The organism is Bacillus sp. FSL E2-0195, assembly GCF_038003645.1.
In the GTDB taxonomy this organism is placed as follows: Bacteria; Bacillota; Bacilli; order Bacillales; family Bacillaceae_G; genus Bacillus_A; species Bacillus_A mycoides.
Window position 1 is genome coordinate 744,217 of the sequence record NZ_JBBOPN010000001.1, and the last position, 18,071, is coordinate 762,287.

At 36.2% G+C, this 18,071-nt stretch carries 20 protein-coding genes and 2 riboswitches; of the genes, 15 read left to right on the forward strand and 5 right to left on the reverse strand.

Annotation, left to right across the window (positions count from 1 at the left end; genetic code table 11):
- Positions 1-33: 33 nt before the first annotated feature.
- From MHH59_RS03800 to kdpDN, 8 genes are all read left to right on the forward strand, one after another.
- On the forward strand, positions 34-420 hold the full coding sequence (locus MHH59_RS03800) for a hypothetical protein (RefSeq protein WP_002010661.1): 387 nt from the start codon (positions 34-36) through the stop codon (positions 418-420).
- Between the two features lie 16 nt (positions 421-436).
- Positions 437-667 carry a hypothetical protein gene (locus MHH59_RS03805; protein WP_016101779.1) on the forward strand — a complete coding sequence of 77 codons (231 nt, stop codon included), beginning with the start codon at positions 437-439 and terminating at the stop codon, positions 665-667.
- Positions 668-929: 262 nt separating this feature from the next.
- A riboswitch (cyclic di-AMP (ydaO/yuaA leader) is annotated at positions 930-1,075 on the forward strand.
- A gap of 94 nt (positions 1,076-1,169) precedes the next feature.
- Complete coding sequence (locus tag MHH59_RS03810; RefSeq protein ID WP_000887888.1) at positions 1,170-1,274, forward strand: SipW-dependent-type signal peptide-containing protein; 105 nt, start codon at positions 1,170-1,172, stop codon at positions 1,272-1,274.
- Positions 1,271-1,351, forward strand: coding sequence for a K(+)-transporting ATPase subunit F (gene kdpF / locus MHH59_RS03815; RefSeq protein WP_000972378.1), 81 nt, complete (start codon positions 1,271-1,273; stop codon positions 1,349-1,351). The genes MHH59_RS03810 and kdpF overlap by 4 nt, the downstream gene beginning before the upstream one ends.
- A gap of 19 nt (positions 1,352-1,370) precedes the next feature.
- Entirely contained in the window at positions 1,371-3,038 is a 1,668-nt protein-coding gene (gene kdpA / locus MHH59_RS03820) for a potassium-transporting ATPase subunit KdpA (RefSeq protein ID WP_002125340.1), read from the forward strand.
- A gap of 13 nt (positions 3,039-3,051) precedes the next feature.
- On the forward strand, positions 3,052-5,142 hold the full coding sequence (gene kdpB, locus MHH59_RS03825; RefSeq protein WP_002125344.1) for a potassium-transporting ATPase subunit KdpB: 2,091 nt from the start codon (positions 3,052-3,054) through the stop codon (positions 5,140-5,142).
- Positions 5,143-5,159: 17 nt separating this feature from the next.
- Positions 5,160-5,741: a K(+)-transporting ATPase subunit C gene (kdpC, locus tag MHH59_RS03830; protein ID WP_340850837.1), complete on the forward strand. Its 582-nt coding sequence runs from the start codon at positions 5,160-5,162 to the stop codon at positions 5,739-5,741.
- 56 nt (positions 5,742-5,797) lie between these two features.
- Positions 5,798-6,952, forward strand: a complete 1,155-nt coding sequence (gene kdpDN, locus MHH59_RS03835) for a KdpD-like non-kinase potassium sensor (protein ID WP_087946251.1) — start codon at positions 5,798-5,800, stop codon at positions 6,950-6,952.
- Positions 6,953-6,971: 19 nt separating this feature from the next.
- On the opposite strand, the gene MHH59_RS03840 is transcribed toward kdpDN, so the two are convergent.
- Positions 6,972-8,150: an MFS transporter gene (locus MHH59_RS03840; RefSeq protein WP_201055553.1), complete on the reverse strand. Its 1,179-nt coding sequence runs from the start codon at positions 8,148-8,150 to the stop codon at positions 6,972-6,974.
- A gap of 140 nt (positions 8,151-8,290) precedes the next feature.
- On the opposite strand from MHH59_RS03840, the gene MHH59_RS03845 reads away from it, so the two are divergent.
- From MHH59_RS03845 to MHH59_RS03860, 4 genes are all read left to right on the forward strand, one after another.
- Complete coding sequence (locus MHH59_RS03845) at positions 8,291-8,752, forward strand: MarR family transcriptional regulator (RefSeq protein WP_078178472.1); 462 nt, start codon at positions 8,291-8,293, stop codon at positions 8,750-8,752.
- 130 nt (positions 8,753-8,882) lie between these two features.
- Positions 8,883-9,737 (forward strand): patatin-like phospholipase family protein, encoded by an 855-nt coding sequence (locus tag MHH59_RS03850; protein WP_002140445.1) that lies wholly within the window; start codon positions 8,883-8,885, stop codon positions 9,735-9,737.
- Positions 9,738-9,864: 127 nt separating this feature from the next.
- Positions 9,865-10,068 (forward strand): hypothetical protein, encoded by a 204-nt coding sequence (locus tag MHH59_RS03855; protein WP_000432819.1) that lies wholly within the window; start codon positions 9,865-9,867, stop codon positions 10,066-10,068.
- Between the two features lie 48 nt (positions 10,069-10,116).
- Positions 10,117-10,389, forward strand: a complete 273-nt coding sequence (locus MHH59_RS03860) for a hypothetical protein (RefSeq protein WP_000143386.1) — start codon at positions 10,117-10,119, stop codon at positions 10,387-10,389.
- A gap of 27 nt (positions 10,390-10,416) precedes the next feature.
- On the opposite strand, the gene MHH59_RS03865 is transcribed toward MHH59_RS03860, so the two are convergent.
- The 4 genes from MHH59_RS03865 to MHH59_RS03880 all read right to left on the reverse strand — a co-directional run bounded on the left by MHH59_RS03865 (position 10,417) and on the right by MHH59_RS03880 (position 15,579).
- Positions 10,417-11,412 (reverse strand): ABC transporter permease, encoded by a 996-nt coding sequence (locus MHH59_RS03865; protein ID WP_001054974.1) that lies wholly within the window; start codon positions 11,410-11,412, stop codon positions 10,417-10,419.
- Positions 11,396-12,883 carry a sugar ABC transporter ATP-binding protein gene (locus MHH59_RS03870; RefSeq protein ID WP_340850838.1) on the reverse strand — a complete coding sequence of 496 codons (1,488 nt, stop codon included), beginning with the start codon at positions 12,881-12,883 and terminating at the stop codon, positions 11,396-11,398. The genes MHH59_RS03865 and MHH59_RS03870 overlap by 17 nt, the downstream gene beginning before the upstream one ends.
- Positions 12,880-13,992, reverse strand: a complete 1,113-nt coding sequence (locus tag MHH59_RS03875; protein WP_340850839.1) for a sugar ABC transporter substrate-binding protein — start codon at positions 13,990-13,992, stop codon at positions 12,880-12,882. The genes MHH59_RS03870 and MHH59_RS03875 overlap by 4 nt, the downstream gene beginning before the upstream one ends.
- An 87-nt stretch (positions 13,993-14,079) precedes the next feature.
- Positions 14,080-14,185, reverse strand: a riboswitch (SAM riboswitch).
- A gap of 92 nt (positions 14,186-14,277) precedes the next feature.
- Positions 14,278-15,579, reverse strand: a complete 1,302-nt coding sequence (locus MHH59_RS03880; protein WP_002029878.1) for an NCS2 family permease — start codon at positions 15,577-15,579, stop codon at positions 14,278-14,280.
- 224 nt (positions 15,580-15,803) lie between these two features.
- Here MHH59_RS03880 and MHH59_RS03885 point away from each other — a divergent pair, with 224 nt between their 5' ends.
- The 3 genes from MHH59_RS03885 to MHH59_RS03895 all read left to right on the forward strand — a co-directional run bounded on the left by MHH59_RS03885 (position 15,804) and on the right by MHH59_RS03895 (position 18,068).
- Positions 15,804-16,670, forward strand: coding sequence for an SDR family oxidoreductase (locus MHH59_RS03885; protein ID WP_002087502.1), 867 nt, complete (start codon positions 15,804-15,806; stop codon positions 16,668-16,670).
- A 221-nt stretch (positions 16,671-16,891) separates the two neighbouring features.
- Positions 16,892-17,653 carry a L,D-transpeptidase gene (locus MHH59_RS03890; protein ID WP_002029880.1) on the forward strand — a complete coding sequence of 254 codons (762 nt, stop codon included), beginning with the start codon at positions 16,892-16,894 and terminating at the stop codon, positions 17,651-17,653.
- A gap of 163 nt (positions 17,654-17,816) precedes the next feature.
- Positions 17,817-18,068 (forward strand): hypothetical protein, encoded by a 252-nt coding sequence (locus MHH59_RS03895; protein WP_002029881.1) that lies wholly within the window; start codon positions 17,817-17,819, stop codon positions 18,066-18,068.
- Positions 18,069-18,071: the final 3 nt, after the last annotated feature.

Here is an 18,071-nt window from a genome sequence, read left to right on the forward strand (position 1 = left end):
TTGAGTTCTTTTATGCTAAGGAGGATGAGGTACATGGAACTAACACTTATTTGTGTTGGAGAAAAAAACAAGGTAAAGAGTTTAAGAGAGCTAGTAGCATTTCAGCATGAGTTAATTATTTTTACAGCCAATGAAGAGATAGCGGCTGAAGTTAGAGAGTATGGGTTTGAATCAGCTTATAGCTGTAATAAGGAGAAGGATTTTACTAGTATTTGCACACGTATTAAGAAGGTGATTTTACTAGGGGATGAGCTTCCGATAGTTAGTTTCTTCACAGAACACATTCGTTTTTCTTTTCAAGCGCCTATTACTGTTGTTACAAAGAATAAACGCTATCCGGCCAGGCTCTATGAAACAATTGGAGCTAAATTTGTAGTGTTTACGAACTGTGATAATATTTCTTTTTTATTTTTTGAATAAGGTGGGGGAAATGAAGATGAAAGTGTTGTTACTAGGAGATATAGCGAATCGTTGGGCGATATCGGTAGAGAGAGTTCACGAATTGGTAGTGCTCGATCCTCTTTTTCCAGGTCCATATATTATATTACCATCAAAAGATGTTTTGTATTTAGAGGCGGATATTACCGAATATGAGCAGTTACATGCGGAATTATCACAAGTTTATATTCGAGGGAGAAATTTGCGTGCTTTTTTGCGTGGAGAATAAAGGTTGAATGAAAAAAGAGCGAATGCTGAGTGCAACAAGCTATGCACTTCATGTAATTCGCTCTTTTTATTTCGTATTTAAAAGATCATTTCTGTGAAAAAGAAAGGAAAGACGAGAAAACAGATGAAAAAATATTAATAACAACTAATGTAAACGCTTAAATAGATGGATATTTTCTTATTTTCAGTAATTTACCCCTTTACAAGTTAAATTTAGAGGAGTATATTTACTCTCATAAATCATTCGTAAAATTTCCAAAAAAAACCTAAAATCGCTGAGTTCCAGAAATGGAGCGGGGGAACCAATTTTGTGCATTGTCACTTGGGGTGAATCTTTCAATTTTGAAAGTAGGGCTACTCTTTAGGCCCGAATCCGACAGCTAACCTCGTAAGCGTTTAGAGAGGAGGTTTACTTTGTGTTGTTCGTTTCGAACACTAAGTAGAGCTTAGTGTTCTTTTTTTGATAACCAGATGGTAAAAATTAACAAAAGTGAGGGGTAGTTATGTTAGATGTTGTAATGATCGGTATTTTTGTTGGGTTAGTCGCATCGATGGCAAGTCTTGCAAGTTGGTCAGATAAAGTTGTGAAAGAAGGGAAGCAATCATGATGATTGCCTTATCGGTTATTGTTGCAGCGATTACGGTGTACTTAGTATACGCATTATTAAATCCAGAAAAGTTTTAATTAGGGGGAATCATTCATTATGATTTGGGTTGCAGTCGTTATTACAATGCTCTTGTTTATTTTAGTAGCAAAGCCAACGGGGATTTATTTAGAGAAAGCCTTTCAAGGTAGCAAGAAGCTAGATAAAGTATTCGGGCCTTTTGAGAAACTTATTTTTAAAATTACAGGTGTAAAAGGATACAATCAAACGTGGAAACAGTATGCATTATCATTAGTTCTACTCAATGGATTTATGATTGTCGTCGTATATTTCATTTTCAGATTACAAGGTGTATTGCCATTAAATCCAGCGCATATTGAAGGGATGGAGCCTACGCTCGCTTTTAATACAGCGATTAGTTTTATGGCTGATACAAACTTACAACATTACAGCGGTGAAAATGGTTTATCTTATTTATCACAATTAATCGGGATTACATTTTTAATGTTTGCGGCACCAGCAACGACGTTAGCCATCGTTATGGCATTTATAAGAGGGCTCGCTGGAAAAGAACTTGGTAATTTTTTCGTTGATTTTACGAGAGCGTTAACGAGAGTTTTTCTTCCTATCGCATTTATTGCGGCGTTAGTCTTTGTCGCACTTGGTGTACCACAAACGTTAGATGGGGCGGTTACAGCACAAACAATTGATGGTGCGAAGCAAAGTATTTTACGTGGTCCAGTTGCATCATTCGTTTCCATTAAGGAACTTGGAAATAACGGCGGAGGATTTTTCGGAGCAAACTCTACACATCCTTTCGAAAATCCAGGGCAAATGAGTAATATTTTGCAAATGATGCTTATGATGTTATTGCCAACAGCACTTCCATTTACGTACGGAAGAATGGTAGGAAATAAAAAACAAGGACGTATCCTTTTCGTTTCACTATTTATGGTGTTTTTACTCGGATTTATAACGATTACTACATCTGAATTAAATGGTAATCCGGCATTAAATGGAATGGGTATCGAACATGTACAAGGAAGTACAGAAGGAAAAGAAGTGCGATTTGGAACAGTATTTTCTTCACTATACGCAACAGTAACGACAGCTGCTGAAACAGGGGCCGTTAATACGATGCATGATACGTTAACACCAATTGGCGGATTAGTACCACTCGTAAATATGATGTTGAATACAGTATACGGTGGTGTTGGAGCGGGCTTTATTAATATTATTATGTATGCAATTATTGCAGTCTTTATATCTGGATTAATGGTCGGAAGGACACCAGAGTTTTTAGGTAAAAAGATTGAAGGTAAGGAAATGAAATTAATTGCAGTAACGATTCTATTTCATCCATTACTTATTTTAGGATTTTCAGCATTAGCTCTTTCAACAAGTTTAGGAACGGATGCGATTTCTCACTCCGGTTTTCACGGTTTAACGCAAGTTGTATATGAATACACATCGTCAGCTGCGAATAACGGATCTGGATTTGAAGGATTAGCAGATAATACACCGTTTTGGAATATTACGACTGGTTTAGTTATGTTTTTAGGACGTTATTTCAGTTTAATTACGATGCTAGCTGTGGCAGCTTCATTGAAAGAGAAGACGGTAGTACCAGAAACAGTCGGAACGTTCCGTACGGATAATGGTTTATTTGGAGGAATCTTTATTGGAACGATTGTAATTGTTGGTGCGTTAACATTTTTCCCGATGTTAGTACTCGGCCCAATTGCAGAATTTCTTACATTGAAGTAATGGAGGGTAAATGATGAGACCGGTAGTAGTAAAAGAAAAACAAGTAAATCAGTCACAAATACATGCTGTAGAAGATGAAGTTAGACAAGCGAAAACGATGGATCGTGATATCGTGACACATGCGATGAAACAATCCTTTGCGAAATTGAACCCGAAAGTAATGATAAAGAATCCGATTATGTTTGTTGTGGAAATTGGATTTATTATTACGTTAATTTTATCCTTTCTTCCAAGTATTTCTAGTAGTGTACCAGGATGGTTTAATATAACAGTTTCTCTTATTCTATTATTTACAGTTTTATTTGCTAACTTTGCAGAAGCGTTGGCTGAAGGTCGTGGTAAAGCGCAAGCCGATTCTTTAAAACAATCGAAGAAAGATGTGTTTGCAAACGTTGTAAAAGAAAATGGAGACATTGTTCAAGTTTCAGCAACTGATCTGAGAAAAGGTGACGTTGTTATTGTAAAACAAGGAGAAATGATTCCGAATGATGGTGAAGTAATTAAAGGATTAGCGTCTGTAGATGAATCTGCAATAACAGGAGAATCAGCTCCTGTTATAAAAGAAGCGGGTGGTGATTTTTGTTCCGTAACAGGCGGTACGATGGTCGTAAGTGATGAGATTACGATTGTAATTACGAGTAATCCTGGCGAATCATTTATTGATAAAATGATTTCGTTAGTAGAAGGGGCTGCACGTCAAAAAACGCCGAATGAGATTGCTTTAAATACAGTATTAACGAGTTTAACGCTTATTTTCTTAATCGTTGTTGTGACGTTGCCGATTTTCACAAATTATCTAGGGTTTCAAATTGATACTGCTGTACTTGTAGCGTTGTTAGTTTGTTTAATTCCAACGACAATTGGTGGGTTATTATCAGCGATTGGTATTGCCGGGATGGACCGCGTGACAAAGTTTAATGTGCTAGCAATGTCAGGGAAAGCAGTAGAAGCTGCGGGTGATATTAATACAATTATTTTAGACAAAACGGGTACGATTACTTTCGGGAACCGTATGGCACATACACTACTCCCTGTGGGAAATGAAACGATTGAACAAGTAGGAAAATGGGCTGCGATTAGCTCAGTTTTAGATGAAACACCAGAAGGTCGATCTGTTATAGAATATGTACAAACGAAATCTATATCATATAATAGAGAAATTGCAGAACAAGGTGAATTTGTTCCATTTAAAGCAGAAACAAGAATGAGCGGTGTTGATTTACAGGATGGAACGAAAGTGAGAAAAGGTGCTGTTGGTGCCGTGATTGAATGGGTTCAATCGCAAGGCGGGATGATTCCAAAAGATGTGAATCAAAAAGCAGATTTGATTTCAAAAGAAGGCGGAACACCACTTGTAGTTGCAGTAGACAATCGTATTTACGGTTTAATATATTTAAAGGATACAGTGAAACCTGGTATGCGTGAACGTTTTGAACAATTGCGCCAAATGGGGATTAAAACGGTTATGTGTACAGGTGATAATCCGTTAACAGCAGCAACAATTGCAAAGGAAGCAGGAGTAGATGAATTCGTTGCTGAGTGTAAACCAGAAGATAAAATTGCGGTTATTAAAGCAGAGCAAGACAAAGGGAAACTTGTAGCGATGACAGGTGATGGTACAAATGATGCCCCGGCATTAGCGCAGGCGGATGTTGGATTAGCGATGAATAGTGGTACGACAGCTGCGAAAGAAGCAGCGAATATGATTGATCTAGATTCGAATCCAACAAAAATCATTGAGGTTGTAGGAATTGGTAAGCAATTGTTAATGACGCGTGGTGCGTTAACAACGTTTAGTATTGCAAACGATATAGCAAAATACTTTGCAATCATTCCAGCGATGTTTACATTAGCAATTCCGCAAATGGAAGCATTGAACATTATGAAATTAACATCGCCACTTTCAGCGATTTTATCAGCATTAATATTTAATGCAGTTATTATTCCACTACTAATTCCGTTAGCGATGAAAGGTATTGCGTATAAACCGATGAGTTCTAATGCATTGCTTAGCCGAAACTTACTCATTTATGGGCTTGGTGGAGTTATCGTTCCATTCATTGGAATTAAAGTAATTGATATGATTGTCGGCTTGTTCATATAAGGAAGAGGGGAAAAAAGATGGCGAAAAAACAAAGTATACTTTCACCAATTATTCGTATTACTTTTACATTTCTAGTTTTGTGCGGCCTCGTATACCCACTTATTGTAACTGGTATTGCGCAAGCGGTAATGAAGGATAATGCGGATGGAAGTCTTATATATAATGATAAAGATGAAGTAGTTGGTTCAAAATTAATCGGTCAAAATTTCACGGATCCACGTTATTTTCATGGACGTGTCTCTAGTATAGAATATAAAGCAGAAGCATCTGGTTCAAATAACTATGCACCGTCTAATCCAGATTTAGCAAAACGAGTTGAGAAAAGTATTGATGACTGGAAGAAACAAAACCGGGCCATTCCAGTTACAGAAGTACCAATAGATTTAGTGACGAATTCAGGTTCAGGGCTTGATCCTGACATTAGTCCGAAGGCGGCTTCTGTACAGGTAGATCGCATCTCGAAATTAACGAATATTTCGAAAGAAAAGCTAGATCAATTGATTAAGGATCAAACGGAAGGTGCAGCGCTTGGCTTGTTTGGAGAAGATCGCGTGAACGTCTTAAAGTTAAATTTAGAATTACAGAAACTAATGAAATAGTAACAGTGCTACCTCAATCTAACGGATTGAGGTAGCACTGTTTCGAAAGAAAGGTTGTGAGTGTTTTGTATGCGGATGACTATAAACCGACGTTTCAAAGGCGAACGCCAGAAGAGTATTTAGAATATATTCGGCAGCAAAATCGCGGAAAGTTAAAGCTATACGTAGGGGCTGCACCTGGAGTTGGGAAAAGTTATAAAATGCTATTTGATGCAAGAGAGATGAAAAAAGACGGTATTGATATTGTAGTTGGTTTAATTGAAACACACGGTAGAAAAGAGACGGAAGAAGCAATTGCTGATTTAGAAAAAGTTCCTTTAAAAGAAATAGATTATAAAGGGAAAGTATTTTATGAACTTGATGTAGAAGAAATTATAAAGCGGGCACCACAAATTGTTGTTGTGGATGAACTTGCGCATAGTAATATTCCCGGATCGAAAAATAAGAAACGTTACATGGATGTGCAGGAATTGTTAGATGCCGGTATATCTGTATTATCAGCGTTTAATATTCAACATTTAGAAAGCGTTCATGATATTGTAGCTCAAATTACGAATGTCAAAGTACGAGAGCGTATTCCAGACTTTATTTTACAAAAAGCAAATGAAATTCAGCTTGTTGATGCAACACCTGAGGTACTCCGGAAGAGATTAATAGATGGAAAGATATATAAGGAAGAAAAAATTCAACAAAGCTTACAAAACTTCTTTACGATAAATAATTTAGGGGCATTAAGAGAGTTATCACTTCGAGAAGTTGCAGATGATATGGATGAGAAAATTAGCCAAACAGTAATAGAACCGATCGGTGTGAAAGAAAAAATTCTCGTTTGTGTACAATACAGTTCAACAGCAGAGAAATTAATACGGAGAGGTTGGCGCATGGCTGATCGGCTAAATGCTGAATTGTATGTGTTAAACGTTGAAAGAGAAAATATAGATTCTATTTCAGCAGGCAAAAAGCAAACGATTGAAGAATGGAAATCGCTAACGAATCAATTTGATGCGAGCTTTGTATTAGAAGAAGCAAAGGGAAGAAAGCCCGCTGATGTTATTATTGAAGTTGCAAAAAGACTACAGGTGACACAAGTTTTACTTGGGCAATCGGCGAGAACACGGTGGGAAGAAATACGAAAAGGTTCTATTGTAAATGAAATTATGAGACAAACGAAGTATATTGATATTCATATCGTTGCTGATCAAAGAGCTTAAGAGACCATCTATAGGTCTCTTAAGCTCTTTGTGCAGCATGGGAATGTAGCATTTTCATTGCGTGTAAAACTATAAGTAGAAATATAATTGCCCCTAGGAAGAAAATCCAAAAGTAATTTTGATTAAATAAAAGAAACCCACCTACAATAGGCCCTGTACCCATACCAAGATAGCGAATGAAGTTGTACATACCGATGGCAGTTGCGCGTTCTTGTACGAATTCTTCCGTTAATAAAGTAGTGTGAGTCGGCATAGAAAGTCCCATACTAAAACCGTATAAAGAGGTAACGATAATTACGGATGGGATATTGATGCTATATGTGAAAGAGAATAAAGTGACACATATAATGTTGAAGAAACTAGTGATGAATAAAGCCTGCTTTGTTGTGAAATGTTTTTGCAAAAATTTGTAGCAATAGCTTCCTAACATAAGAGAAAGGGACATCGGTACAAACATAAGACCAATTTCGCTTGCGCTTAGATGAAATATATTTGTTAATATGCTAGGTAAAAAAACGAGGAAACAGAAATATATACAAAATTGAATAAAGCCAATAAGTGTAATGGAAAATCCAGTTTTATTTTTTAAGATAAGCCAGTAATTCTTTTTTGCTTTAGGTTTCTCAATTACATTTGGTTTTGTTTCTGGAAGTAGTGAAATGTTTATAATTAATAAGATGATGCCAATTGTAGATAAAAAAAGAAATATAGATAAGTGGCCATTTATACTGCCGAGATAGCCACCTATGAGAGGACCGATTGCAGGTGCGAGAGCAAGTAACATTTGATAAAGGCTCATCGCTTCTCCGCGTTCTTTTCCTTCAAATAAATCACCGATAATCGTTGCTGCAACTACAGGTATAGCCGCTATTCCTATAGCTTGAACAGCTCTAAAAAATAGAAATAAGTAAATGTTTGGTGAGAAAGCACAACCAATTGAGCCGATTGTACTAATGATTAAACTAGGGATAAGGACAGATTTTCTTCCCTTTGTATCAATTAAAGGTCCGTATATGAGCTGCATAACCGCAAGAACGAATGTGAAAAGTGAAACGGTTAAATTTACAAGATAAAGAGAAGTATGAAACGAATTTTGAATCATCGGCAAGATAGGTGTATAAATATTTTGAGCGAAGGAACCGAGTAAGGCACTCATACAGACAACATATAAAATGAAATTCAGTTTGGTTTTTTCCATAATGTTAACCTCCTTGTCATTTAGTTTCCTTGGAAACTAAATTAATTTTAACATGATTTTCTCACTTGTAAAGATGAAAAAATGATTTTAAAATGGTATATAGTTAAATTGTTTCTTTGGAAACTTAGGAGGCGAATGGATTGGAACGTACAGCGAAACAAATGGAAATACTTTCGGATATTCGTACACTTTTTCATAAAAAAGAAGAGCATTTGAAAGAAAATAATGAGAAGTTTCTTCGTGAGACAGGTGTAAGTGGTATGTCTTTATCTGAGTTACATGTTATCGAGTGTATCGGAAAAAATGGTCTGATGAATGTAACTGCTATTGCAACAGAAATGGGAATGACGAAAGGCGCAATCTCTAAAATTTGTACAAAGTTGTTTCAAAAGCAATTCGTTGAGAAAATGCAAATGTTAGATAATCAAAAAGAAATTTTCTTCCGCTTAACGGAAAGAGGAGATGAAATATATAAAGCTCATGAAAAATTGCATAAACAAGCTGAAGAAAAGTGGCTGTTACTTTTAGATGGATATACGAAAGAAGAGCAAGATTTTATTCAAAGGTTTATAAAGGATGTCTCTGGTCATTTGGAAATATAATTGGAAGAAAAAAACCCTCCATTTCAAGCCTTTTCAATATAATTTCTGAAAGAACTCATATATAATAGAAAAAGATACTTAACATAGTGAATAATTAAGGAGTCAATATATATAAAGAGGAGAGAATAACATGCTTGAAAATACGGGGTTAGTATTAGAAGGCGGCGGTATGCGTGGTGTATATACGGGCGGGATATTAGAATATTTTATGGAACAAGATTTATATTTTCCATATGTAATTGGTGTATCAGCTGGTGCTTGTCATGCAGCGTCGTATCTTTCCAGACAAAGAAATAGAAATAAAACAGTAAATATTGATTATGCATCACATCCGCAGTATTTATCGTATAAAAACTTGTGGAAAAAACGTCAGCTATTTGATATGGAATTCATTTTTCATGAAATTCCAGAAAAGCATGTACCGTTTGATTTTGAAACATACTTTAATAGTCCAGAGCGTTTCCTTGTAGGAACAACTGATTGTGAAACAGGACAGTCTGTTTATTTTGAAAAAGAGGGAACGAATGATGATGCACTAAATTTATTGCAAGCATCTAGTTCATTACCTTTCATTGCACCGGCAGTAAACTACCGAGGTAAGCAATTGTTAGATGGCGGGATTTCAGATCCGATTCCAGTTCGTAAAGCACAGGAAGATGGATTTAAAAAATCAGTCGTTATTTTGACGAGAAATCATGGTTACGCGAAGAAAAAATCAAAATTTGGTTGGATTGCAGCAAAGGCTTATAAGAAGTATCCAAACCTTGTAAATACGATGCTGAATCGTTATGAAGTGTATAATGAAACACTTCACTACATTGAAAAAGAAGAGCAAGCTGGTAATTTATTTGTTATTCGCCCAGAAGTGCCGCTTCAAGTAGATCGTATGGAAAAGGATACGGCTAAATTACAAAGTTTATATGAGCAAGGCTATGAAGATGCAAAGAGACAATTTGCAGATTTACAGGCGTTTTTGCAAAAATAATAATTAGGCTGTGGAGAAGGAGTTCTCTGCAGCCTTTTTTATTATTGGTTTCAATACCGAATGTTGGTTATATACACTTTGGGATTATGGTATAATATGGATAAAATTATGTAGAGAGGTGATACATATGGAAAATGTATATAAAGGGCTTAGACATACTGGATTTACAATGTTGCTTATTTTTGGTGGCGTATTTCTACTGCGCTGGTTCATTCATGATGAAATGTTATTAGATCAGCTTATTGGTTTTAGTATAGGAATGGTAATGGTTATTTCATCAGTGTTCATTCAAAAGTATAGTAAAGAATTGCAGGTAAATGAGAAATATTAAAGGTTTCTAACCTCTTTTAAGTAGTTTGGTCGTAGAGGAGGCTTTCATATGACTTTTTTATTTGCGGTATATTTTGTTTTTATTATGACATTGTTAATTACATTTCTTCTTTCTAAAAGATCATTTGAGAAGCCTTTTATTAAATATATACCAGCGTTCATATTGTTTATTTTGGCTTTCATTTCTTCTATTATTTTTATATTTAATAACGGAATGGGAGAGCTTATGATAGCAATCTTCTTAGGTGTTACAGCAATAGCGAACGGTCTTTTGCTTTTTGCGTTGAAAGTAGTTCGTGTGATTGTTGCAAAAGGAAAGTAGCGCATCGGAATTCGATGCGCTACTTTTTTATTTACGCTTCTTTTTAATAAATGAAAAGGCTAAAGCTGCAATTAAAATACTGCCTTTAATGATATCTTGCGCATAATAAGGAACGTTCATCATTGTAAGGCCGTTTAATATGATTCCAATTAATACGGAACCAAGAAATGTTCCGATGACATTTGGTTTCTTAGCACCGAACATTGCATAACCGATATAGGCAGCTGCAACTGCATCCATTAATAATGGGGCGCCAGCTGAAACTTGTCCTGTTCCAACTCGGCTACATAGAATAATACCGCCAATAGAGGCAAGTAAACCGCTAATCATATAAGCATATACACGGTAACGATCAGTAGGAATACCAGCTAGTCTAGCAGCTTCTCGATTCCCACCTGTCATATAAAAGAAACGACCGTACGTTGTTTTTTCTAAAAATACATATGCAATTAAAACGACGATAAGCATGATAATGACAGGGACTGGAATTCCTAACACAGAACCTTGACCGATAAATAAAAAGGATGGAATAAAATGTCCTTTGGCACCAGACATTCCTTCATAAATAGAAGATCCTTTTGAAAATGTTAAGTGTAGTCCATTCACGATATACATGATACTTAATGTAGCTAGTAAATCTGGTAGTTTAATTCGGATAACGAGTAGTGCATTTAATAATCCAACTAATAGCCCACAAAGAATAGGAACAAGGAGTGTGACTAATAGTTCTTGTCGATATAAAATGAGACAGGAAGCAGCGGCAATGGTTGCTAAACTAGCGGTAGAGCCGACTGATAAATCAAATCCATCTACAATTAATGTAAAGGTAACACCAATTGCAAGTAACGTTACGATAGAAATGGAACGTAAAATATCACTAATATTGTTGTATGTTAAAAAAGAATCGTTGACGATAGAGAAGAAAATTGTAACACCTATAATGATAGCAATCGTACTAAATTGATAAAAAAGATGAGTAGGTAAATATAGTTTCTTAGTTTTTGTTTTATGAACGAGATTCAATGGAATAACTCCCTTCAGATAAATGTAAAAGCTGTTCAGGAGATAGTCCGTCTGGTAAGTATTCACCTACAAATTCTCCGTTTGCGAGTATAAGAATGCGATCAGCGATATGTAGTGCTTCATCTTGTTCTCCTGTGAAGTAAATTACGGAACTTCCGTTTCCAGTAATGTTACGAATGAATTGAAAAATGTCTTGTTTTGCAGCTATGTCTACACCTTTAGTTGGCTCGTCCAAAAGAAATAGATTCGGTTTGAATCCATGCCACTTTGCAATGGAGACTTTTTGCTGGTTTCCACCGCTAAGTGAATGAATAAATGCTTTTGGGTCATTGGGTGAAATGCTGAAAGAAGAAATTGCTGTAGTAGCATTATTTACTTCGGTTTGCTTTCGTCTCCAACCTGATTGGTGTAAATTAGTGTGGCTTATAATATCTTCCGAAAGAAATACACCTTGTTTTCTTCTTTCCTCTGGTACAAGTGCGATCTTTGCTTTAATCGCATCTCGCGGTGTTTTAATTGTTATTGTTTGACCATCTATTTCTGCGTGATAAGTATGACGAGTACCAAATAACGTTTCAGCAAGTGTTGTTTTGCCACTGCCAATTAATCCGTATATCACAACAGTTTCACCTTTCCGTACGGTGAGAGAAAGGGGAGAATGGTCTTTGTGTAATGGAAGTTCTTGTACTTTAAATAATTCTTCGCTCCCTCGTTTTGGCGCTGTATTAATAGGAAGTGTAAGTTGTTTTCCAGTCATCGCTTCCACAATTTGTTGATCTGTAACCTTTGTGATCGCTTCAGAAAGTGCAACTTTACCGTTATGTAATACGGTTACATCATCCGCGAAATTTCGAATCTCTGATAAACGATGAGAAATTAAGATGATGCCAATTCCTTTCAATGTTAAATCTTTTAATAGTTGCCCGAAGGTTTCAACTTCTTTCGGTCCAAGAGAAGAAGTAGGCTCATCTAATAAAAGATAATTTGTATTGTTGGATAAAGCTCTTGCGATAAGAAGTAATTGTTTTTCATGTAATGAGCAGTTTGAAACATCTTCCGAAACATTTAAATCAGCCTGTACAGTTTGCAAATGTTGTTTAGCGAGTGAGACTAATTTTGACTTTGAAAATAGTACTTTATTTTGCATTGCTAAATGATCGATTAGTACATTTTCTAATACAGATAATCCAGGAATAAGTCCGTGATCCACTTCTTGTGTTACGAAAGAAATACCATGTTTTTTTGCATCGCGTGGTGAAGTAAAGGAAATAGACTGATTATCAATTTTTATATTCCCAGCAACTGGTTGAATTTCACCAGTTGCTATTTTTAGTAAAGTACTTTTTCCTGCACCATTCATTCCTAGTAAAGCGTGAACTTTTCCTTTTTGTATGTTAATAGAAACATTTTCTAGTACAGGGGTAGAGATGTGATAAGAATGTGTAATGTTTTGAAGAGAGAATGTCATCATTTTTTCTCCTTCTCTAATTTTTTCATCCAAGGTGAATATGCATCTTTCGAGTCTCCCCAACCGTTTATATGTTTTGATAATTGATCCATCGTTATATTTTCTTGTGGCAAACTATTTTTCTTTACTAAATAAGGTTCTAGTGAATAAATATCTGGCGTTTGTTCACCAGCGATTTTCTTGTATAAGAAACGCACTTGAACTTTACCGACTTCAGCTGGATCGGTTGCAGCCGTAGCAGTCCAAGGTGAATTTTCTTTTTGCATGAGTTGTAAATCTTCATTACTTAAGTCAATGCTGTATACTTTTATATCTGTACGACCAGCTTGTTCGAGTGCTTTGACGGCCCCCTTAGCAAACTCATCCCACGAAGCGAAAATAGCTTGTAAATCACCTTTTTTCGGATATTTTTTTAGTAAAGCCTCTACTTGTGTTTGCGTATCAAGTGGTGTGTTATTACTAGCGGTACCAAAGCGTGCAACTTCTTTTATATTTGGATAACGTTTATAAAAAGCATCAATGATAACATTGCGACGTTCCATTGGAGCAAATCCGCCAACCCATACGACGGCGATATTCCCTTGTCCATTCAGATCTTCCGCTAACGTTTTTAATGATTTCCATGCAAGACTATAGTCATCTTGATCAATAATCGTTACGCCTGGTAAGCGTAGGTCGTTATCAAATGCAACTACAGGAATATTCGCTTGTAATGCTTTTTCTACTCCGGGTTTTAGTGCTTCAGAGCGACCGTGATCAATTAAAATACCATCAACTTTTGAATTAATAGCAGTATCTAGATTTGCTGCCATTTTTGCTAAATCATTATCAGAATTGTAGACTTGCACACTGCCGCCGAATAGCTCGACTTGTTTTTTGACACCCTCAATATATTGAGAGGAAAAAGTTCCGATGGACATTTGCATAATTAATGCGATTTTTAATGGCTTTTTTACTTGGCTTGGAATTTCTGTTTGTAAATGATTTGTTGCTGTAGTAGTTTCTTTCTTCACCGTTTGTTGCTTTTGTGAAGAGATAGCATCTTGTTCACTTGTGCAAGCTGTTAATGCGAGTAAGAGAATAATGAGTACGGTGGAACATAATTTTTTCATAAAAAAATCCCTCCTAAATTAAGAAAAGAGAGGAGGGAGTGAAAATAAAAACGTCTTTTCATATAGAAAAGACGTCTTATCATATTACTCTTATCTTTCAACACAATGTGTTGTAAGAATTAGCACCGTGCCCATAAATGGGTCGGTTGCCGGGCTTCGTAGGGCTCATCCCTCCACCTGCTCTTGATAAGACATCGAATATTTAACTATTTCGAATTATTCCATAAGTGTATGCTGTTGTCAAATGTTTTTTTGTAAATAAAAAATCCCTCACAACGAGGGATTTTAATGTGGTAAGAAAACTAATTGATAAGCGAACAAGATCCCGAATAAATACACAAGTGGGTGAACAGCACGGAATTGTCCTTTTGCCACTTTCATAAGTGGGTATGAAATAAATCCAAGTGCAATACCTGTTGAGATACTTGATGTAAGTGGCATGCTTAAGATTACTAAAAATGCTGGGAATGCTTCATCGAATGTATCCCAATCGATGTGGCGAACTGAGCCCATCATAAGACTACCAACGATAATTAGTGATGGTGCTGTAATAGCTGAAACGCCAGAAACAGCGCTCACTAACGGTCCGAAGAATGCTGCTAATGCAAATAGAACAGCTACTGTAACAGTTGTTAAACCAGTACGACCACCAGCTGCAACACCAGCAGATGATTCAATGTAAGCTGTTGATGGTGTTGTTCCGAACATAGCTCCAATTGTTGCTGAGAATGAGTCAGATAGAAGAGCTCGTCCTGCTTTTGGAAGCTTTCCATCTTTCATAAATCCACCTTGTTGTGCAACGCCAAGTAGTGTTCCAGTTGTATCAAATAGTGTAACAAGGAAGAATGAGAACACAACGCCGTATAATCCGTAGTTAATTACATCAGATACAGCAGTAATTGGATTTGAAACGATAATTCCTTCTGGTAATCCAGGCATTGATGTAACGCCGCTTGAGAATGTTAATTGACCTGTGAAGTAAGCAATAATACCAGTTAATAACATTCCGATAAATAGTGCCCCGTTTATATTTAAAGACATAAGGATAATTGTAATTCCAAGGCCAGCTAATGCTAGTAGAACTGGAGCAGAGTGAAGGTCGCCAAGCCCAACTAAGTTTGCATCATTTTTTGTAACAATTCCCGTTAAGCGCAAACCGATAAAAGCAATAAAAAGACCGATACCAGCAGTAAGTGCATGTTTTAAGTTCTCAGGAATTACTTCCATTAATTTCGTACGGAAAGATGTGAATGATAACAAAATTAAAATCATACCTGCTACGAATACAGCAGAGAATGCAATTGCGAAAGTCATGCCTTCATGGGCTTTTACAACAGAATAAGAGAAGTAAGCATTTAATCCCATACCTGGTGCAATTGCGATTGGTAAATTAGTAAAGATCGCCATAAATAATGTTCCGACAACAGCAGCGATAATTGTAGCTGTAAATGCTTGTTCAAACGGAACACCTGCATCCCCAAGGATGACAGGGTTTACGACAATGATATATGCCATTGTTAAAAAGGTAATAATACCTGCCATAATTTCAGTTTTAATAGAAGTTTTATGTTTTGAAAGGTTAAACATATAAACATCCTTTCTTTTTACGAATAATTTTCACAACAGTTATATATAATATTCGTTTTTTAACTATTTTGCAATAGTTTTGCATAAAAACTTTAGAACAACTCATATTTTATGTCGTAAATTCGAATATTAATCGTAAAACTGTGTGTGCATTGCGGTTCTTTAATGTGTAAGTAGTTTTTTTTATTGTGCGCATTATAAGGGGAAAGGAGTTGAAGGAAGTTATGCCGCAGCAAAAAAACTTTTTAACAATGCCAGCACAACATCAAAATAAACAACCTGGTATTGAATCGTTAATGAATCCTCTTCCAAAGTTTGAAGATCCAAATTATAAAGGAAGTGAAAAGTTAAAAGGAAAGAATGTATTAATTACAGGAGGAGATAGCGGGATTGGAAGAGCTGTTTCTATCGCTTTTGCAAAAGAGGGAGCAAATATTGCGATTGCTTATTTAGATGAGGACGAAGATGCAACTGAGACGAAACAACTTGTGGAAAAAGAAGGCGTGAATTGTGTATTATTGCCGGGAGATTTGAGTAATGAACAACATTGTAAAGAGATTGTAGAAGAGACCGCCCAGCAGCTAGGGGGGCTAAATGTTCTTGTGAATAACGTCGCACAGCAATATCCGCAGCAAGGACTAGAGTATATTACAGCGGAACAGCTAGAAAAAACGTTCCGTATTAATATTTTTTCTTATTTTCATGTTACAAAAGCAGCCCTCTCTCATTTAAAGCAAGGGGATGTAATTATAAACACGGCATCTATCGTTGCGTATGAAGGAAATGAAACGTTGATTGATTATTCTGCAACGAAAGGAGCGATTGTCGCTTTTACAAGATCGCTATCTCAGTCGTTAGTACAAAAGGGAATTCGTGTAAATGGTGTTGCACCAGGCCCAATTTGGACACCGCTTATTCCATCCAGTTTTGATGAGAAAAAAGTATCACAGTTTGGGAGTAATGTTCCTATGCAAAGGCCTGGTCAGCCGTATGAATTAGCGCCTGCATATGTATATTTAGCGTCTAGTGATTCGGCATATGTAACGGGACAGATGATGCATGTAAATGGTGGAGTAATTGTGAATGGATAGTTTTCATTTATAAGAGCAAAGTAAAGTTAATTGTATTTATCCCGCTATTTGCGGGCAGTAAGACTCCTACCTAACAATTCGGTGAATACAAGGAAGTTAGGTGGGAGATAAATGTCCGTAAATGCTCGATTGGTGAAGGCTAATCCTCAGTGGGGATGGACAAAATCCCCCAACGAGTAAAGTTTCACTTTATTATGATGTTAGTGCTAGGGAGGATTTAGATGAAGAAAGTATGGTTTATCGTAATCCTATTTTTCTGCCTGCCAGCTAGCGTTTTTGCTAATACAGATCATTTAATATTAGTTAACCTTACGACGAATCAGCTGTCTTTTTTTGAAGATGGAAACTATACTAAGACATTTCCGATAACGACAGGAAAAGACAGGACCCCGACGCCTGAGGGTAATTTTTGTATTATAACTAAATATAAAAATAAAGAATACCATCGTAAAAAAATAGCTGGGGGTGCTCCGAATAACCCTCTCGGTACGAGGTGGTTAGGTCTAGATAAAAAGGAATATGCAATTCATGGAACAAATCGGGAATGGACGATTGGAAGCAGGGAGTCGAATGGTTGTATTCGCATGCACGATCGGGACATACAATGGTTATACGACCGGGTACAATTACAGACGAAAGTAATTATTTCTCGTTTTCATACGAGTCCCGAATATGAAGCGTATAAGCTTGGTTATCGGGTTGTGAGTTGGAATGGTCGTAAAGTAGAAGAAGAACAAATTGGAATGCTTACGTTAGTAGATCGTGTAAATATATATTGGCAAGAACCAAATGGACAATTGACGAAAGTAAAAACGGTATTGCCAAATGAAAAATATACAGTGTATTCCAAACGAAAAGATGGAACTTATTATATAGGAAACAATTTGTATATTGTAGATGTAACGGGAGAAAAAATTCGTTATGAGCAATTACCTTATTCGATTTTAAGTAACATATATAAAAGGAAATATAATGTTCCATAATAGCTACCGTGTATAGGCGGTAGCTTATTTGTGATGAAGTTTAGTTGGTTTTAATGATTTCATACCAATCGCGCGCCTGTAAATAGTGAGATAAAAAAATTGAAACAGCAACTATTATGTTTTGCTGAATATAATACAGTACAGACTGGGGGGCGGTCACATTATGAAAAGTGAATTTGCATTTAAAATTTTCTTAATCACGACTTGTTTATTTATCGTGTATTTATATGCGTTACTCGTCTTCTCCTTTTATGTTCCATATATTGATTTAATATTGTTCGTTGGATTTATTTGGGCATTTGTTAAAGCGAGGGAAGGGGAGAAGAGTGTATATCGGCGCATTACTTTATGCGGGACGGTCCTTCTCGTTATTTTGTACTTTTTTATGATGCATGATGTTTGGAGAGGAATGTAAAAA

What these genes read in the sequence shown, in the direction of transcription:
- MHH59_RS03870 (WP_340850838.1), bottom strand. Translation starts at nt 12,883, where the DNA reads ATGATGACATTCTCTCTTCAAAACATTACACATTCTTATCACATCTCT.
- MHH59_RS03880 (WP_002029878.1), bottom strand. Translation starts at nt 15,579, where the DNA reads ATGTTTAACCTTTCAAAACATAAAACTTCTATTAAAACTGAAATTATG.
- MHH59_RS03860 (WP_000143386.1), top strand. Translation starts at nt 10,117, where the DNA reads ATGACTTTTTTATTTGCGGTATATTTTGTTTTTATTATGACATTGTTA.
- MHH59_RS03805 (WP_016101779.1), top strand. Translation starts at nt 437, where the DNA reads ATGAAAGTGTTGTTACTAGGAGATATAGCGAATCGTTGGGCGATATCG.
- kdpC (WP_340850837.1), top strand. Translation starts at nt 5,160, where the DNA reads ATGGCGAAAAAACAAAGTATACTTTCACCAATTATTCGTATTACTTTT.
- MHH59_RS03810 (WP_000887888.1), top strand. Translation starts at nt 1,170, where the DNA reads ATGTTAGATGTTGTAATGATCGGTATTTTTGTTGGGTTAGTCGCATCG.
- MHH59_RS03895 (WP_002029881.1), top strand. Translation starts at nt 17,817, where the DNA reads ATGAAAAGTGAATTTGCATTTAAAATTTTCTTAATCACGACTTGTTTA.
- MHH59_RS03875 (WP_340850839.1), bottom strand. Translation starts at nt 13,992, where the DNA reads ATGAAAAAATTATGTTCCACCGTACTCATTATTCTCTTACTCGCATTA.
- MHH59_RS03840 (WP_201055553.1), bottom strand. Translation starts at nt 8,150, where the DNA reads ATGGAAAAAACCAAACTGAATTTCATTTTATATGTTGTCTGTATGAGT.
- MHH59_RS03855 (WP_000432819.1), top strand. Translation starts at nt 9,865, where the DNA reads ATGGAAAATGTATATAAAGGGCTTAGACATACTGGATTTACAATGTTG.
- kdpA (WP_002125340.1), top strand. Translation starts at nt 1,371, where the DNA reads ATGATTTGGGTTGCAGTCGTTATTACAATGCTCTTGTTTATTTTAGTA.
- kdpB (WP_002125344.1), top strand. Translation starts at nt 3,052, where the DNA reads ATGAGACCGGTAGTAGTAAAAGAAAAACAAGTAAATCAGTCACAAATA.
- kdpF (WP_000972378.1), top strand. Translation starts at nt 1,271, where the DNA reads ATGATGATTGCCTTATCGGTTATTGTTGCAGCGATTACGGTGTACTTA.
- MHH59_RS03800 (WP_002010661.1), top strand. Translation starts at nt 34, where the DNA reads ATGGAACTAACACTTATTTGTGTTGGAGAAAAAAACAAGGTAAAGAGT.
- MHH59_RS03850 (WP_002140445.1), top strand. Translation starts at nt 8,883, where the DNA reads ATGCTTGAAAATACGGGGTTAGTATTAGAAGGCGGCGGTATGCGTGGT.
- MHH59_RS03890 (WP_002029880.1), top strand. Translation starts at nt 16,892, where the DNA reads ATGAAGAAAGTATGGTTTATCGTAATCCTATTTTTCTGCCTGCCAGCT.
- MHH59_RS03885 (WP_002087502.1), top strand. Translation starts at nt 15,804, where the DNA reads ATGCCGCAGCAAAAAAACTTTTTAACAATGCCAGCACAACATCAAAAT.